Origin of the sequence: Lysinibacillus sp. FSL M8-0134 (assembly GCF_038069745.1) — a bacterium.
Classification (GTDB): domain Bacteria; phylum Bacillota; class Bacilli; order Bacillales_A; family Planococcaceae; genus Lysinibacillus; species Lysinibacillus irui.
The window spans coordinates 1,464,300-1,477,986 of record NZ_JBBPAJ010000001.1; the positions used below are offsets into that span (position 1 = coordinate 1,464,300).

The window sequence follows — 13,687 nt, forward strand, 5'->3', positions numbered from 1 at the left end:
CCAAAATAAATAAGGAGATTGAAAAAATGATACTTCAATTAAATGGAATTAGTAAAAGCTATTTAGGAGATCCTATTCTCTCAAACATTACCTTAAAACTGGAACGTGGGGATCGCATGGGCCTTATTGGGGTAAATGGAGCTGGAAAATCAACGTTACTGAAAATAATTGCAGGAGATCTTCCATACGATCAGGGGGAGATTTTCATGGGGAAAGGGGTTAAAGTAGGCTATTTAAAACAGGACAGTGGATTGCAGATGGAACAAACGATTTGGTCTGAAATGCTCGGGGTATTTACGGAGCTACTAAAGGTTGAACAGGAACTTCGAGAACTGGAGGCGCAAATGAGTGAGCCATCTTTAGTCCATAATCCGGATAAATTTGAGCAAATAATGACACGCTATGCTGGCAAGGCGGATTGGTTTACGCAACAAGGTGGCTATGATATTGAGCCAAAAATTAAAAGTATGTTAAATGGTATGGGTTTTGGCGACATCCCCAACGATACACTGATTAAGAAGCTCAGTGGTGGCCAAAAAACAAGGCTTGCTCTTGCCAAAATCCTGTTAGCACAACCAGATTTATTACTTTTGGATGAGCCGACAAATCACCTGGATTTCGAGACATTAAATTGGCTTGAAAATTATTTACGTGTCTATCAAGGGGCCATTTTAATTATTTCTCATGATCGTTATTTTTTAGATGCCCTTGTCCATGAAATTTATGAGATTGAGCGTACAAAAGGCACAAAATATAGCGGTAATTATTCTCAATATGTAGAAAGTAAAGCTAAGAATCGTCAGTTGCTAGAGAAAAAATATTCGATGCAACAACAACAAATAGCTAAAATGGAGGATTATATTCAAAGGAATATTGCCATGGCAACTTCTTCGAGAAGCGCTAAAAATAAACGGAAGCAACTTGAACGAGTTGAACGGATTGATCAACCACAAAAAGATTTAAAGCATGCACAAATGGCATTTGCTATGGATAAGAAATCGCATAAAGAAGTATTGAAGGTAAGAGACTTAGAGATATCGTTTAAGGTAGAAAATATCCAAAAAACGCTGTTGCGAAATATTTCCTTTGACTTATACAGAGGCGATAGGGTTGCTTTAATTGGGCCGAATGGTGTTGGAAAATCAACATTAATTAAAGCACTGCTTAAAGAGATTGAGCCAGATAGTGGGGTAGTGGCTTGGGGGCATGGTGTTACGATTGGCTATTACGATCAAGAACAGGCAACATTAGACCCCGATAATTCGGTACTACATGAGGTTTGGAGTGCATTTCCAACGATTGAAGAAGCAAGAGTACGAACGGTGCTAGGTAATTTTTTATTCACAGGAGAGGATGTTTTTAAAAAGGTTTCCTCTCTAAGCGGTGGGGAAAAGGCTCGTGTTGCCTTAGCGAAGCTGATTTTACAGAAAGCGAATGTCCTTATCTTGGATGAACCGACCAATCATCTCGACTTATTTAGTAAAGAAGTATTAGAGGAAGCACTTTTAAAATTTGAGGGGACATTATTGAGCATTTCACACGATCGCTATTTCTTAAATAAATTAGCAGGTAAAATGCTTGAACTTACTCCTTCGAATGTGACTGTTTTTCAAGGGAATTATGATGATTATGTTGTTCGAAATATAAGAAATTAACAGTACTACTCGCCACCTCTTAAGCAAGGGGTGGCCCTTTTTTTGAAAAATTTAAGATAGAAGGATGGATAATATAATAAAATAGTGTTATTGTTAGAACTAGCTAAATAAAAATATCCTTCAGGGTAGGGTGAAATTCCCGATCGGCGGTGATGAAGTCATTCAAAGTCCGTGAGCGCAAGCTGATTTGGTGCAAATCCAAAACCGACAGTTATAGTCTGGATGGGAGAAGGGTATAAATGCAAACTTTTTAAATTTAAAATAATTTAGAGGGTTTATTTGACTATGCATTTATTACAAACTTCCCATTCATTATGCGGGAAGTTTTTTTGTTTTCGTTTAATAACAAGTACGCAATACAACCACCTCAAGGATAGAGATGCATAGTAGATCTCACTGATTTAGCGAACAAACTAATTGAATAGAAGATGTTCTTCGGGGTAGGGTGAAATTCCCAATCGGCGGTGATGAAGTCATTCAAAGTCCGTGAGCGCAAGCTGATTTGGTGCAAATCCAAAACCGACAGTTATAGTCTGGATGGGAGAAGAACAAATGAGATAGTAGTCTATGGAAAAAAAAGTTAATCCAACTAGGCTTATTTGTTGATGTCTTATACTCCCAAAACCCCTTTGTCAAAGGGGTTTTTCTTTTTTTGTTAGCTAGGAAGGGAGACGGATACAACGTTTAAAATGACGGATAGAAAACTAAAATTAACGGAAACACTCCGAAAAGTGACGGATAAAAACTGTCAAAAAAAGAAAGAAGGTGGAGAAATGTTTACGGGGCTTGTAGAGGATATTGGCACAATTAAAGCCGTGCAAAGCGATAAGTACAGTATGAAAATTACTGTTCAATCACCCAAAATAGTGGAGGATGTAAAGCTTGGCGATAGTATAGCAGTCAATGGTGTTTGTTTAACGGTGACACATTTTACGCAGCAGGAACTTACCATGGATGTTATGCCTGAGACAGTCAAAGCAACTAATTTACAGCAGCTAGCGATAGGAGATCCCGTTAATTTGGAGCGCGCTATGCCTGCAAATGGGCGATTTGGTGGTCATTTTGTAGCTGGACATGTGGATGGAATCGGGAAAATTTTACGAAAGCGTCCGGTTGCTAATGCAGTCTATATCGATATCGAGTTATCAGAGGAACTCACAAGCTTTTGTATTCCAAAGGGTTCCATCACAATTGATGGCACGAGTTTAACCATTTTTCATGTTGAATCGAACAGTGTCACTATTTCATTGATTCCGCATACGTATAAGGAAACTGTTTTAGGTATGAAGAAGGTTGGAGCAATCGTAAATATCGAAACAGATTTGGTTGGTAAGTATATTTTGCAGCAACTGAAAAAAGGACAAGTTACGTCAACCATTACAAGAGATTACTTAGCCCAACATGGTTTTTAATATATAAAATGAGGAGATGACACTAGTGCTGCATGCAATTGAAGAAGCCCTAGAAGATTTAAAGCAAGGCAAAATAATTGTGGTAGTTGATGATGAAGATCGAGAAAATGAGGGGGACCTTCTAGCGCTTGCTGAATTCATCACACCGGAAACAATTAACTTTATGGCAACCTATGGTAGAGGTCTTATTTGTACGCCTATTTCACAGCAGCTAGCACAAAAGCTAGATCTACATCCAATGGTTCAGAACAATACAGATAACCATCAAACAGCATTTACGGTCAGTATCGACCATGAAGAAACAACGACAGGAATTAGTGCCTTTGAACGCGCGTTGACAATTCAAAAGATGATTGAAGATCAAGCAAGGCCAACTGATTTTCGTCGACCTGGCCATGTTTTTCCTCTAATTGCAAAGGATAACGGTGTCTTAGAGCGTAGAGGACATACTGAGGCAACTGTTGATTTAGCAAAGCTTTGCCAGAGTGTGCCTGCGGGTGTTATTTGCGAAATCATGGGTGATGATGGACAGATGCTACGTTTTGAAGAGCTGACAAAGTACGCAGCTCAACATGGCTTAAAAATGATATCGATAGAAGCATTGGTTGCCTATCGCAATCGGTTATTCACAACAGAAAATACACTATCTATTTAAAAAGGAGAAAGAACAATGGGTAAAAAATTTGAAGCACAATTAATTGGAACAGATTTAAAAATAGCGGTAGTCGTAGGACGTTTTAATGAGTTTATTACAAGCAAATTATTGGATGGAGCAATGGATGGTTTAACACGACATGGAGTAGATGAAGCATCTATTGACGTAGCGTGGGTTCCTGGAGCTTTTGAAGTTCCATTTATTGCTAAGCAATTAGCAGAAACAAAGAAATATGATGCCATTATTGGATTAGGAACTGTTATTCGTGGATCAACAACACATTATGACTATGTGTGCAATGAGTCAGCAAAAGGTATTGCCAATGTGTCCTTAACAACAAATGTCCCTGTTATTTTCGGTATTGTCACAACAGAAAATATTGAACAGGCAATTGAACGTGCTGGCACGAAGTCTGGTAATAAAGGCTATGATGCTGCAATGTCAGCAATTGAAATGGCAAATCTGAAAAAAATGATTGGATAAGAACATGTTCTAATAGCCATCACATCATTTGTTTTCTTGAATATTTTTAATATCCATGGGAAAAATATGCTTAAGTGTATTTATTGAAAGTTGTTTATCATAAATGTACTAATCTTGAGCTGGCTCAGTAGGAGATGAGAAGTATTTCATCAATGGAACAAATGATTAATTTGAAAATGCTGAAATCACTATTTCAACGCTCTGCTGATGTGATATTCCAACAGTATAAATTTCAGCAATATACGGTACATTTTATAACTTGTGATGCGATGGTAGACGAGCAAATACTTCAAACAGTGATTGTTCAACGGGTTCAAGACTTATTAAATAATAGCTCTGACGAAATGCTAGCAGAACAAATAGAACAGCATTTACAAATTCCTTATCTTCAAAAGGTACTAACGAAAGAGGATATACTGACAAGAGTTTATAAGGGCCACGTATTATTGTATTTTGAGGAAAATCAATTATTATATTCGAGCAATATTTCAAAACGACCTAACCGAGAGCCTGGAGAAACAACACTTGAATTAGTAGTTAAAGGACCTAGAGATGACTTTATTGAAGATATATTCATTAATATTGCTTTGTTAAGAAAACGATTACCAACCAATTCATTTAGTGTCGAGACATTAGAAATTGGTAAACGTTCTAAAACTACAGTAGCGATCCTTTTTATGGAAGATATTGTGAACCTCAATATGCTGGAGCAAATTCGATTACAATTACAAAAGATTGATACGGATATCGTTGTCAATGGTGATTTATTAATGGAAGCAATCGAGAAAACTGCCACGATTCTTCCAAGACATGACTATACCGGAAGACCAGATTTTGCAGTCCAGGCATTGATTAGGGGAAGAATACTTCTCATGATTGATGGTGTTTCGTATGCCATGATTACACCAACAAATATTATGTTGCTTTTTAAATCGGCAGAAGATAATGAATATCCTATTATTGTCAGTTCAATGGAACGAGTGCTACGAATTGTAGGCATAATGATTAGTATGTTATTACCCGGCTTTTGGCTTGCATTAACAACTTTCCATCAAGAACAGCTACCTTTTCTACTTCTTGCAACGGTTGTAGAGTCAAGAACGGGTTTACCATTTCCAACGATTTTAGAAATACTACTAATGCTATTTATGTTTGAACTGTTTCGTGAAGCGAACTTACGTCTACCCAGTGCTGTCAGTGGCTCCGTTAGTGTGGTAGGTGGCTTAATTATCGGCGATGCTGCGATAAAAGCTGGTGTTACAAGCCCTTCGATGATTGTGGTGATTGCCATTTCAAGTATTGCTGCTTTTACACTTGTTAATCAATCATTCGTGACAGCTATGAGTATTTTCCGATTAATCATCATTATTGCATCTGCATTTTTGGGTTTATTTGGGTTTTTTATTTCAGTCTTCTTCATTCTACTGTATACAGCAAATATGCAAGTACTAGGTGTACCATATATTAACTTTAGTGCAGATTTTGAAAAAGGCAATATTAGAAAATCTTTATTACGTGTTTCTCCAAAGGGCTATAGCAAGCGACCTTCCTTTTTAAAGCCACAAGATCGAACACGTACTTCAAGTAAAAATAAATAACTTTTCAAAGAAGATCAGGTATTGTTAGTACCTGGTCTTTTTCTTTGTTTTATTTTAGTGAAAAGAGACATAAAACGTTACTATTTACCTTTTTAGTTTACTTTCTTGTTAAGGATTATTAAACTATTTGTTAAGTGTATAATTTTAGTAATGGAAAAATAAAATTTGATTTTATGTTTTAATTTATGTAGGATATACAAGCAATGTTCGCAATACAAACGATACAATAGAGTTAATTATAATATAATAATATTCTAGAATATTTATAGATGAGGAAGTCCCGTTTTATATGAAAAATCGAAAAGTAAAACTAATATTAATTCTATCAACGTTTTTATTATGTTTGTTTACAAGTTTAAACATCTTTACATCCTATGTAAAAATTAAAAAGACCGTTGAGGAGTCGATTGCCAATCAAAGTTTAGAGGCTGCCCGTTCCATTGCTTCATCTATTGATACGGATGCTTATCAGCAATTTTTGAATAATCCACAGGAAAATGCGTATTATTGGAAAGTAAGAAGCTACTTAAACGATGCAAGAATAAAACTGGGTGCACTATTTGTTTACACCCTAAAGGTGGATAATCCAGAAGTATCGACAGCCATGATTACAGGGATGCCAAAAGAAATGAGAGAGGGCTTCGAAATTGGGGTAGTTTGTACCGTTCCCGCGAAGGAAGTTGAAAAAGCTTATAACGGTGAAACCTATGTTACAGAGGTCATACATGACTCTATACATGGTTCCTACTTATCAGTTGGCGCACCCATCAAAGATGACAATGGGAAAATTATTGGGTTTTTAGGTATTGATATTAGCGCAGATACTTTAAATGGTATTAAAGGTAAAGTCATTGAAGACAATCTATTTATTTTTATCTTTAATGGAGTCTTTATTTTAATTGTCATTGGTTCTTTTTTATTTTTACAGAGATGGTATCAAAAGGAAGTAGCGAAAGAAGTTGGTGCTACTGAAGACACATATCAAGCAGAAATCAAAGCATTGATTACGTCGGTGTCATCATTACGTCATGATTTTACGAATCATATTCAAGTATTACACGGTCTTCTTCAATTAGAAAAGACTGAGCAAGCCAAACAATATTTGTCTTCACTATCCAAAGAGGTTCAAGCAATTAAATCATTAAAGTTAAATATTGATCATCCAGGTTTATCCATATTATTGCAAACGAAAAAGTTAACGGCACAGAATCATAACATCGATATGGATTTTACTATCTCTCAAGATGACTTTAATAAGATTAAAACGACAGATTTAATCAAGATTCTATCGAACTTAATTGATAATGCCATAGATGCTGCAGTAGAGTTACCGGAGGGACAACGTAAAATAATGATTTGCTGTCGAGCAGATGAAGCACAATATGAATTTAAAATTACCAATACAGGTCCAAATATTGCTCATCCTGACCAAATATTTAAACAAGGTTTCTCAACGAAAAAACTTGAGAATGGTAGACTAAGAGGACAAGGATTATTTATAGTTAAAGAAATTGTTTCAAAATATAATGGTCATATTTCGATCGATTCATCAACACATTTAGAAACGACTGCCATTGTTAATATACCAATAAAATAACAGGAAAAAAGCTTTCTACAAAACAATTGTGGGGAGCTTTTTTTAATATGTAGGACATACATTACAAAGTATAAAGTGATATGATGGAGGAGATGAAGAAAATGGAAAAGAGCCTCCTGGCATTAATGAAAAAGGGCGGGCTTATTTTGTATGGAAGGCATGGGGCAGCAACGGTTGGTGTAGATCAACCCTATGGTACATTTCATAGTTGTCAAAATCAGAGAAACTTATCAGAACAAGGGCGTAGGGAAGCTGTTTATTTTGGTCAAATGCTACGTTATTGGCAAATCCCTATCCTTTCTCCTATTGCAACAAGTCCATTTTGTCGAACAATTGAAACCGCTCGGCTGGCATTTCCAAATTACGATGTACAAATTGTGCCCTTTTTGTATGACATCTATAAGTTAGGTGGCGATCTTCCTAGCAGTGAGCAAACTAGAATATTAACAGCCCTTTCATCTATGCTGGAAATAATTCCGCCACAGGGCATGAACAGTGTAATCATTGGCCATAGCTTTCCTAGAGATGTGGGACTTGGCATCCTCCCCGATATGGGAACGGTAGTAATACGGCCAAAAGGTCCAGGTCAAGGATATGATATTGTGAAGAAATTAACTTTAGAAGATTTAGCAAAAATAGATTCCATTTGAGAAGAGGGACAATATGAAGATCAAAACAGTTTCACAGTGCACGTTAGAAGAAGTATTGAAAGCATGGAATAAAGGCTTTGAAGGATATTTTGTTGAAATCAACATGACGGCAGAAATGTTTTTGCATCGATTAGTTGGGGAGGGGCTGTCTCCAACGCATTCTATTGTTATTTTTGACCAGGATGAACCAATTGCAATCGTTCTAAACGGTTTCCGTATCGTCAATGGCAAGAAAACTGCTTGGAATGGTGGCACAGGTATTTCACCAGACTATCGTGGTAAAGGAGTTTCCCGTTTATTAATGGAAGAAGCCCTAGCTATCTACGAGCGAGAACAGGTGGAGATCGCTACGTTGGAAGCGATCAAAGAAAATAAGGTTGCCATTGCGTTATATGAGAAATATGGCTATGCTATTTCCAACCAATTGCTATTTTTAAGTGGGGAATATGAAGGGGAATTTGAACATACAGCTCGCATTCATATAGAAACTATTCGCCCTGAGCAACTACCCCATTTCCCGTTCTATCAGGAAGATGTGCCGTGGCAATGTAGCTGGCAGAGTGTGAAACAGGGAGAAGCCAAGATTTTTTATAACGACGATAATAAAGCACTGGGCTATATGCTATACAAAACCGTTTGGAATGATAGTGGTGAAGTGGAGCGAATACTACTCTACCAATTAGAGATACTTGAAGATCGACATCAAAATTTACTACCCAACTTTCTCGAAAGCGTCATAACATGTCCAGTCCAAATGACGGCTGTTAACTTTTTAGCTAATAATCCCGCAACTAGCTTTTTAATAAAGAATGGCCTAAAGGTGACGACAGAGCAGGTACAGATGAAAAAGCAATTTTAAGCAAACTATTGTAATAAAGAACCCGGAATAAAAAATGAAGAACATGTCTTTTATTGAAATAGCGAGCCTCCGGAAGTAATGGATGGCTCGCTCTTCTATTATTCTACTGTTACTGCTAGTTCTTTAACAATGAAAGAGGGAGAACCATGGCCACTTGGTAAGAAGTACAGATCTGAGCTAATGGCTTGTATATCTTTTAATAATGTGAAGAAATTACCTGCAATGGTCATTTGTTTGACTGGTGAGGCAATTTGACCATCTTGAATATGGAATCCTCTAGCTGCCACTGAAAAATCACCAGAAATACTATTTGTTCCTGAATGAAGTCCTGATAGATCCGTAATAAGCACACCTTCAGTTAAAGAGTGGATTAATGAGTCCTGTGTCTCTTGGCCGGGTGCAATATAAAAGTTTTGTGGGGCGACAGACAAAGTGTCCTTATAAGATTCTCTTTGTGCATGACCTGTTGACTCACAGCCGTCTTTTTTGGCTGTTTTTCGATTGTGCAAGAGTGTTTGTAATGTGCCATCGGTAATTATGGCTTGTTGTTTAGTGGCAACACCTTCACCATCAAAATTGCCTCCTGATAACGCTTCAGGATGATACGGTGCAGTGATGAGTGACAATATGTCAGAAGCCACTTGCTGTCCTTCTTTGCCTTTTAGCAATGACTGATTTTTTTGTGCCTTCTCAGCGGAGAAAATCGGCATAAAGGTACTTAGTAATTCCGCTGCGGCATCATGACGGAGAATGATGGGATATTTGCTTGAAGGGATGGATTGCTCACCTAAATGGGCGAGAGCCTCCTCAGCAGCAGCCTTGGCAATAGCATCTACATCAAGGGAATGAAAATCTCTTGTCATTTTCAAATAACTACCAGCTTTTAATTCGTCACCTTGCTTGACAACTGTGGACAGGAAGAGGACTAAGCCGTTTTCCTTATGTGATAAAGATAAATTTTTACTATTCGCTAAAGCACGTTCAGTTGAATAGTATTGAAGTATACAATAATCGAGCGTTATAATGCGGGGATCATACGCTCTGATTTTTTGCTCTATAGCCTTTAAACATTCAATCTTTTCTGGAATACTCACTGCTTCTAGTTCTTCATTAAAAAAAGAATGTTGAGCGTATTTCTCGCTACCCTCAAAAATAGAGAGATCTTCAGGCTCATCGAGTACATCCGCATTGGCTTTCACCTGATCAATTAAAAAAGCGATAGAATCATCATCTATTTTTTCTGTATATGCATAGCCCATCTTTCCATTATAGAGTCCTCGAAGACTGAGACCGCCATCGTCTGATGTTTCATAGCTATCCAATTCACCTTCATAAAGTGTGCACTGAAATGAAGTTTTCTGTTCATAATAGACTTCTGCTTCTGTTAATCCAGCTTCTACTGCTTGTTGTAAAAGATTTTTTTGGTATTGTGTAATGCTCATAGTTTATTCCCCCTTTGTTCCACCAACAGTTATTTCACTCACGCGAATCATCGGCTGACCAACATTGACAGGAAGGCTACCACTTAGTGATCCACACATGCCGGCTCCGTGCGCAAGATTATTGCCAACTCGATCAACTAGCTGCAATGTTTTAGCTCCATTGCCAATAAGGGTTGCCCCTCGTACAGGTCGTTCAATTTTGCCATCTTTGACGATATAAGCTTCCATTACCGCAAAATTATAATCACCAGTGGAAGGGGAAACTTGTCCACCACCCATATATTTTGCATAAATTCCGTATTCTGTAGAAGCGATAATATCGGCTGGCGTAGATGTGCCAGGTGCGATAAAGGTATTCGTCATGCGTGATGTTGGATTAAATCGGTAGGATTGTCGGCGTGAAGAGCCTGTTGGCTGCGCATTCATGCGTCGAGCATTAAATTTATCAATTAGGTAGCCCTTTAAAATACCATTTTCAATTAAAACATTTCTCCTTGTTTTTTCTCCCTCATCATCAATATTAAGCGAACCCCATTCATTCGGAAGTGTGCCGTCATCAATATATGTAACAATTTCAGGAGCCACTCTTTCCCCAATACGATTCGCAAAGACAGAATTATTTTTAGCAACAGCTGTTGCTTCTAAGCCATGGCCACAAGCCTCATGGAAAATAACGCCACCGAATTCATTATCAATGATGACAGGGAATTTTCCGCTTGGACATTCATCTGCATGAAGCATCGTTACAGCAATACGTGCAGCTTCTCCTGCGTAATGATTAAGATCCAGTCTTTCAATAAATTCAAAGCCTGCATGGGCACCAGGACCATAGAAACCTGTTTGCACTTCAGTACCTTCTTCAGCAGTTGCTCGCATGCTCAGCCTACTATAAATACGTGTGTCCTCTACAAATTTACCTTCAGAATTAGCGATTAGTACGTTCTGCTGTTCGTCTAAATAACGGACAAATACTTGACTAATACGGGGGTCATAATTTCTAGCGATTGAATCTGCTTGTCGCATGATAGCGGTTTTCCTGCTGTGCTCCACAGTATTAGGCATACGCAGGATTTGATGAATAGGTGTCACCATCTCCTTATGAAGAGGGTGAATAGTACCTGACGCACCACCTTTGATAGCTAGTGCTGCTCGTTTGGCTGCTGCCAATAAGCCTTCCTCTGAAAAATCATTAGTGTAGGTATAGATACTTTGAAGGCCTGAAAAAATTCGAATGCCAATACCAAAATCACGTCCAGCAATACTTTGATCGATTTGTCCGCTTTGTAAAACGAATTCATTAGCATACTTATCTTCAATGAAGATTTCAGAAAAATCACCACCTGTAGCGAGAGCTGCTTCAAGCACATTTTCTATAATGGATTGTTTAATCATATAAATTCCTCCTTTTCTTGATTATACCAAATTTTTAAAAAGTTCTGTATTATTCTATATTTCTAGATTGGTGATATACAAATTTATGTATATTGCCAATAAAATTTTTTATGACATAATTTTTATGCAATTTCACCAAACTAATGGAAAGACAGAGGAAGGTGAAGAGATGCAGCAACCATATAATGCTGGTGATATAGTTTATATTTTTTATCGCAATCCACATATTCAGGATGTAGCGAATATACAGGAAGCGGCGGTAGTCAATCATCCAGAGCAACCAGAGGAGCTAGCTCTATTTTTATTCGAAACCTATTATCCGATCACGAATGATATGTTAATTTTTTCAAGTGAGATGGCAGCTGAACAAGCCTATCATCAGTATTTTCACTAGGAGGTGGACATGATAAAGCCTTTTACACCTCAGCTTGTCTATTTTGAACCCGATGCACTTCAGTATCCATTAGGGCAGGAGCTCAAAGAGAAGTTTGAGAAAATGGGGATTGAAATTCGCTATACGACGTCGCACAATCAAGTAAGAAATCTGCCAGGAGACAATGATTTTCAAAAGTATCGCGTAGCTAAATCCACCTTAGTGGTTGGGATTAGAAAGACGTTAAAGTTTGATACATCGAAGCCTTCAGCAGAATATGCCATTCCATTTGCAACAGGCTGTATGGGCCATTGTCATTATTGTTATTTACAAACGACAATGGGCAACAAACCTTATATTCGTACGTATGTAAATGTCGATGAAATTCTAGAGCAAGCTGATCATTACATGGCCGAAAGAGCTCCTGAAATCACACGCTTCGAGGCATCTTGTACCTCTGATATTGTAGGGATTGATCATTTAACACATACATTGAAACGTGCTATTGAGCATTTTGGGCAAAGCGAGCTTGGCCAATTGCGGTTTGTTACGAAATTCCATCATGTAGACCACCTATTGGATGCCAATCATAATGGCAAGACAAGGTTTCGTTTTAGCGTTAATGCAGATTATGTCATCAAACATTTTGAGCCAGGTACATCCCCACTTGCGAAGCGCATAGAGGCGGCAGGTAAAGTGGCAAGAGCTGGATATCCACTTGGATTTATTGTGGCCCCTATTTATCTCCATGAAGGGTGGCAGGAAGGATATTACCATATGTTTGAACGATTAGATGCAGAGCTACCTAAGGATGTACGCGATGATATCACATTTGAGTTTATTCAGCATCGCTTTACAAAGCCAGCTAAACGAGTAATTGAAAAAAATTACCCGATGACGAAGCTAGAACTCGACGAAACTGTGAGAAGGTATAAATGGGGCAAATATGGAATTGGCAAATATATTTATCAAAAAGAAGAAGAGGAAGATATTAAAGAACATTTATATGGCTATATGCAAAAGTTCTTTCCACAAGCGAAACTAGAATATTTTACGTAACTATGAGAGAGAACAATATGTTTTCTCTCTATAGTAATAATTGTGCTATATACGGTTCAATAAAACGACGATCTGTTAAATTTTGTGGTAAATGGCTCAGTGAGAAATAGTGCATCGTCTCTGATTCATTGTAATCAATCACTAAATCACCGTGAACATTTCTTGTATAATAGACAGCTGTAACAGAATATAATTCATCTCCATTTGACACTTTAAGATAGCAATCAGGTCCAGAAAAAACACCCAGTAACTGTAAGTCTGAGATGATCAGACCTGTTTCTTCTAACACTTCTCTTTTGGCGGTATCTTCTAAGCTCTCACCCAATTCCATTAAGCCACCTGGGAGCCCCCAGCCGCCATCATATCTTTTTTGTAGTAACACTTCGTTTGCACTATTTAACATGATGACAACAGATCCAGGTAAAATAATCGGTTGATGTCCTACGTATTGTCTTAAAAATTTATAGTATTCCATGATAACATCCTTTTCTTTAATTGATTTTCCCTCTGTA

Annotated in this window: 12 protein-coding genes, 1 pseudogene and 2 riboswitches; of the genes and pseudogenes, 10 read left to right on the forward strand and 3 right to left on the reverse strand. The window is 37.6% G+C overall.

The window, feature by feature from the left end; all coding sequences use genetic code 11:
• Window positions 1-26 precede the first annotated feature (26 nt).
• The 8 genes and pseudogenes from MKY49_RS07165 to MKY49_RS07200 all read left to right on the forward strand — a co-directional run bounded on the left by MKY49_RS07165 (window position 27) and on the right by MKY49_RS07200 (window position 8,909).
• Window positions 27-1,655 (forward strand): ABC-F family ATP-binding cassette domain-containing protein, encoded by a 1,629-nt coding sequence (locus tag MKY49_RS07165; RefSeq protein ID WP_341385860.1) that lies wholly within the window; start codon window positions 27-29, stop codon window positions 1,653-1,655.
• A gap of 112 nt (window positions 1,656-1,767) precedes the next feature.
• Window positions 1,768-1,893, forward strand: a riboswitch (FMN riboswitch).
• A gap of 189 nt (window positions 1,894-2,082) precedes the next feature.
• Window positions 2,083-2,208: riboswitch (FMN riboswitch) on the forward strand.
• A gap of 220 nt (window positions 2,209-2,428) precedes the next feature.
• Window positions 2,429-3,067, forward strand: coding sequence for a riboflavin synthase (ribE, locus tag MKY49_RS07170; RefSeq protein ID WP_274796420.1), 639 nt, complete (start codon window positions 2,429-2,431; stop codon window positions 3,065-3,067).
• Window positions 3,068-3,083: 16 nt separating this feature from the next.
• Window positions 3,084-3,683, forward strand: a pseudogene (gene ribB / locus MKY49_RS07175) (3,4-dihydroxy-2-butanone-4-phosphate synthase); the annotation flags it as partial.
• Between the two features lie 54 nt (window positions 3,684-3,737).
• The gene (gene ribH / locus MKY49_RS07180) at window positions 3,738-4,205 is read left to right on the forward strand and encodes a 6,7-dimethyl-8-ribityllumazine synthase (RefSeq protein ID WP_274796421.1); all 468 of its coding nucleotides are present in this window, start codon (window positions 3,738-3,740) and stop codon (window positions 4,203-4,205) included.
• Between the two features lie 152 nt (window positions 4,206-4,357).
• Window positions 4,358-5,803, forward strand: coding sequence for a spore germination protein (locus tag MKY49_RS07185; protein ID WP_274796422.1), 1,446 nt, complete (start codon window positions 4,358-4,360; stop codon window positions 5,801-5,803).
• Window positions 5,804-6,092: 289 nt separating this feature from the next.
• Window positions 6,093-7,400 (forward strand): ATP-binding protein, encoded by a 1,308-nt coding sequence (locus MKY49_RS07190; RefSeq protein ID WP_274796423.1) that lies wholly within the window; start codon window positions 6,093-6,095, stop codon window positions 7,398-7,400.
• Between the two features lie 101 nt (window positions 7,401-7,501).
• The gene (locus MKY49_RS07195; RefSeq protein WP_313470597.1) at window positions 7,502-8,050 is read left to right on the forward strand and encodes a histidine phosphatase family protein; all 549 of its coding nucleotides are present in this window, start codon (window positions 7,502-7,504) and stop codon (window positions 8,048-8,050) included.
• Window positions 8,051-8,063: 13 nt separating this feature from the next.
• Window positions 8,064-8,909 carry a GNAT family N-acetyltransferase gene (locus MKY49_RS07200; RefSeq protein WP_313470596.1) on the forward strand — a complete coding sequence of 282 codons (846 nt, stop codon included), beginning with the start codon at window positions 8,064-8,066 and terminating at the stop codon, window positions 8,907-8,909.
• A gap of 98 nt (window positions 8,910-9,007) precedes the next feature.
• On the opposite strand, the gene MKY49_RS07205 is transcribed toward MKY49_RS07200, so the two are convergent.
• Together MKY49_RS07205 and MKY49_RS07210 are read right to left on the reverse strand one after the other, a co-directional pair.
• Window positions 9,008-10,351 carry a TldD/PmbA family protein gene (locus tag MKY49_RS07205; protein ID WP_313470595.1) on the reverse strand — a complete coding sequence of 448 codons (1,344 nt, stop codon included), beginning with the start codon at window positions 10,349-10,351 and terminating at the stop codon, window positions 9,008-9,010.
• Window positions 10,352-10,354: 3 nt separating this feature from the next.
• Window positions 10,355-11,743 (reverse strand): TldD/PmbA family protein, encoded by a 1,389-nt coding sequence (locus tag MKY49_RS07210; protein ID WP_274796427.1) that lies wholly within the window; start codon window positions 11,741-11,743, stop codon window positions 10,355-10,357.
• Between the two features lie 169 nt (window positions 11,744-11,912).
• Between MKY49_RS07210 and MKY49_RS07215 the strand changes: the two genes are divergently transcribed.
• Both MKY49_RS07215 and splB read left to right on the forward strand, forming a co-directional pair.
• Window positions 11,913-12,137: a transcriptional regulator SplA domain-containing protein gene (locus tag MKY49_RS07215; RefSeq protein ID WP_274796428.1), complete on the forward strand. Its 225-nt coding sequence runs from the start codon at window positions 11,913-11,915 to the stop codon at window positions 12,135-12,137.
• A 9-nt stretch (window positions 12,138-12,146) separates the two neighbouring features.
• A complete protein-coding gene (splB, locus tag MKY49_RS07220; protein ID WP_274796429.1) occupies window positions 12,147-13,175 on the forward strand; it encodes a spore photoproduct lyase in 1,029 nt (342 codons plus the stop codon).
• 28 nt (window positions 13,176-13,203) lie between these two features.
• Here the strand turns inward: splB and MKY49_RS07225 are convergent, their stop codons facing one another.
• Window positions 13,204-13,650: an NUDIX hydrolase gene (locus MKY49_RS07225; RefSeq protein ID WP_312505566.1), complete on the reverse strand. Its 447-nt coding sequence runs from the start codon at window positions 13,648-13,650 to the stop codon at window positions 13,204-13,206.
• Between the last annotated feature and the right edge of the window lie 37 nt (window positions 13,651-13,687).

Excerpts from the sequence above, each read along its gene's own strand:
- MKY49_RS07225 (WP_312505566.1), bottom strand. The coding sequence starts at position 13,650 with ATGGAATACTATAAATTTTTAAGACAATACGTAGGACATCAACCGATT.
- ribH (WP_274796421.1), top strand. The coding sequence starts at position 3,738 with ATGGGTAAAAAATTTGAAGCACAATTAATTGGAACAGATTTAAAAATA.
- MKY49_RS07185 (WP_274796422.1), top strand. The coding sequence starts at position 4,358 with ATGGAACAAATGATTAATTTGAAAATGCTGAAATCACTATTTCAACGC.
- MKY49_RS07190 (WP_274796423.1), top strand. The coding sequence starts at position 6,093 with ATGAAAAATCGAAAAGTAAAACTAATATTAATTCTATCAACGTTTTTA.
- ribE (WP_274796420.1), top strand. The coding sequence starts at position 2,429 with ATGTTTACGGGGCTTGTAGAGGATATTGGCACAATTAAAGCCGTGCAA.
- MKY49_RS07210 (WP_274796427.1), bottom strand. The coding sequence starts at position 11,743 with ATGATTAAACAATCCATTATAGAAAATGTGCTTGAAGCAGCTCTCGCT.
- MKY49_RS07205 (WP_313470595.1), bottom strand. The coding sequence starts at position 10,351 with ATGAGCATTACACAATACCAAAAAAATCTTTTACAACAAGCAGTAGAA.
- splB (WP_274796429.1), top strand. The coding sequence starts at position 12,147 with ATGATAAAGCCTTTTACACCTCAGCTTGTCTATTTTGAACCCGATGCA.
- MKY49_RS07200 (WP_313470596.1), top strand. The coding sequence starts at position 8,064 with ATGAAGATCAAAACAGTTTCACAGTGCACGTTAGAAGAAGTATTGAAA.
- MKY49_RS07195 (WP_313470597.1), top strand. The coding sequence starts at position 7,502 with ATGGAAAAGAGCCTCCTGGCATTAATGAAAAAGGGCGGGCTTATTTTG.
- MKY49_RS07165 (WP_341385860.1), top strand. The coding sequence starts at position 27 with ATGATACTTCAATTAAATGGAATTAGTAAAAGCTATTTAGGAGATCCT.
- MKY49_RS07215 (WP_274796428.1), top strand. The coding sequence starts at position 11,913 with ATGCAGCAACCATATAATGCTGGTGATATAGTTTATATTTTTTATCGC.